The organism is Streptomyces sp. SID3343 (assembly GCF_009865215.1).
Classification (GTDB): Bacteria; Actinomycetota; Actinomycetes; order Streptomycetales; family Streptomycetaceae; genus Embleya.
Genome location: NZ_WWJX01000062.1, coordinates 1 through 2,835 on the forward strand (window position 1 = coordinate 1; position 2,835 = coordinate 2,835).

Genomic DNA, 2,835 nt, shown 5'->3' on the forward strand with positions numbered 1-2,835 from the left:
GCGGTACACGTTGTAGCCGGTCGCGCCCGGGACGGCGTTCCAGCTCAGCGGCACACTCGACGACGTCGGCGCACCCGCCGCAAGTCCGGTGGGGGCGGCGGGAATCTGCGTGCTGCCGCCGGGGCCCGCGAGGGTGATGTCGTCGGCGTAGTACGCGGGCTGTCCGTACCAGCCGTGCGTGTAGACGGTCACGGACGTCGTGGACGGGCCGGTGTTGAACGTGGTCTGGAGCTTTTGGTAGGTGCCGGCGTTCGGCGTCCACGTGGACGGGTCACTGGTGCCGGTGCCGGTGGCGCCGAGGTAGATGTAGCTGCCCTGGACCCAGGCGCTCAGCGTGTAGGCCGAGTTGGGCAGGACCGTGACGGTCTGCGAACACCTGGCGTTGTCGCTGCCGGCCGGGGTGGCCTTGAGCGCGGAAGTGCCGGTGTGCGCGGGGGTGGTGACGGCCGCGCCGCTGCCGGCGGTACACGTCCAGCCGGACAGGCCGGTCTCGAAGCCGGGGTTGGTGACGAGGTTGTCCGCGGCCTGGGCGGTGCCGGCGGCGATCCCGGTCAGGCCCGCGCCGGCGAGCGTGATCACCGCCAGACCGGAAAGGCTGCGATGTCTGCGACGGGCCTGGAGGGGACTTTGGGGAGCGAGCGAAGCGCGTGCCACTACTGCCTCCGTGCGTGGAGAAAGCCAAGGGACGTGGTGCGAATGCCGACGAGCGTGGTGCGAATGCCTGGGGACGTGCTGCGAATGCCAAGAGCGTGGTGCGAATGCCAACCGCTTTGCTACGTGCGCCGACTGAGGTGGTGAGAATGCCGACGCGGGCGGGCCGCCCCACTCACGCCTGATTGGTCCAGACCAAAGTGGTTCAGACCAATAGAGCGTGTCAAGGTTTTCCGCGGGATCCGATTCCGTTCGACTCGTGTTCACGGCCCGATATACAGAAGGCGTATCGACCAACCACACACAGTGACGATCGATGGGCCCGGCCATCGCCCGACTGCGGTCGCCCCACCGCGACTTCGCCCACCCGCCCCGCTGCGTCGCCATCGCTCCGGGAATCCGACGCACAAGCGCCGGAGCGCCGACAAGGGCGGGGTTCCACCCGCTGTGGCATGCGCGTTCCGAGGCACCGTCGCGGCTTGCCCGAATTCCCCCGTAGGGAACATCCGGTTGGGTTTTCGGAATGGGCGACCGGCGCGCCGACAGCCACTCTTTTGCACCTCAACCGACACAAGGGTCTAAACCAATATGGAGTTTGGTATAGACCATTGACACCCTCCGTTACCGCTTCTAGCGTGGCCGACGCACGCAAGCGGGGGCGAGGTTGATCGGGCGACGTCACGTCGGCTCGGCGCGCTGCCGTGCCGGGATCCGACGTTCGCGTCCGGGTTCACGGGAACGGGATGACGGCGCGGCCGTTCGGTCGGTGTGTCGTGTCCCTCGGGCAACGGTGACGAGGGGGCGGATGTGATCAGCGAGCGGGTGCTTTCCTTCGGGCAGGAACGACTGTGGTTTCTCGACCGGTTCGAGCCGGGGGATGCCGCGTACAACATTCCGCTGGTGGTTCGGCTGCACGGTGTGCTCGTCCGGGACGCCCTACAGGCGGCCTTCGACGGGCTGATCGAGCGGCACGACGCGCTGCGGACCCGCTTCCCCGACGACGAGGGCCGACCAACCGCCGTGGTGGAGCGCCCCGGCCCGGTACGGATCGACTTCGTCGACATCGACGGGCACGACGACCGGGCGCTGAGACGAATACTCGACGAACGGGTCAACACCGGGTTCGAGCTCGCGATCGCGCCGCCGATGCGGGTCACCCTGGTCCGGCTCGGCGCCGAGGAGCACGTGCTGTGTGTCGTGCTGCATCACATCCTCGCCGACGGCTGGTCGCTGAACCTGATGCGCTGCGAATTGGCCATGCGCTACCTGGCCCACCGCAAGGGCCGCCGGGTCGAACTGCCCGCCCTCCCCTCCTTCGCCGACCACGCCGCTCGCCAACGCGAGATCGGCGAGGGCACCGAGCGAGACCTCGCCTACTGGGGTGCCCAACTCGCCGACGTGCCGGTGCTCGAACTCCCGCTGGATCGACCGCGCGGCGCCGCACGGGGGTCGGCGTCGGCATTTCACACCCGCCGGTTCGCCGGCATCGGACCGCTGCTCGACGGCGTCGCGCGCGAGCGCCGCTGTACGCCGTTCATGCTCGTCCTCGCCGGCTACCAGGCCGTACTGCACCGCCACGGCGGCCAGGAGGACTTCGCGGTCGGGGTACCGATCGCCGGACGCGGCGAGGTCGAGCACGAGGACCTGATCGGCTACTTCTCCAACACCCTTGTCCTGCGCGCCGATCTGAGCGGCGAACCGAGTTTCGCCGAACTGCTGCGCCGTACCCGCAAGACCGCGCTGGGCGCCTACGGCCACGACCGGATCCCGTTCGAGCAACTGCTGGGCGAACTGCGCGTGGATCGCGATCCGGCCGCCGCCGCGCCCCTGTTCCAGACGCTGCTCACCGTGCACACGCAGGACGACGGGACCGACTCCACCAAGGAGTTCGCCGGCATCCACGCCGAGGACGTCGACCCGGGGCACCGCGCGGGCAAGTTCGACCTGTCCGTCGACGTGTGGCGGCGCGGCGACGACCTCGACGTCGTATTCGGCTACCGCACCGCGCTGTTCGACGAGTCGACCGTGGTCGGGCTCGCCGAACGCTTCGAATCGCTGTTCCGGGGCGCGCTCGCCGACCCCGAGACCCCCGTACACCTGCTGCCGCTGCTGTCCCCCGCCGACGAGCGGCACGTACTCGCCGCCGCCCGGGGACCGGTCGGCGCCGGCCCGTGCGATTCCGTC

At 69.5% G+C, this 2,835-nt stretch carries 2 protein-coding genes; one reads left to right on the forward strand and one right to left on the reverse strand.

What is annotated here, in order from left to right; genetic code table 11:
• A partial coding sequence (locus tag GT354_RS02515; RefSeq protein WP_346011807.1) for a carbohydrate binding domain-containing protein occupies window positions 1-576 on the reverse strand: 576 nt, incomplete at its 3' end.
• Between the two features lie 882 nt (window positions 577-1,458).
• Between GT354_RS02515 and GT354_RS02520 the strand changes: the two genes are divergently transcribed.
• A partial coding sequence (locus GT354_RS02520) for a condensation domain-containing protein (RefSeq protein WP_346011806.1) occupies window positions 1,459-2,835 on the forward strand: 1,377 nt, incomplete at its 3' end.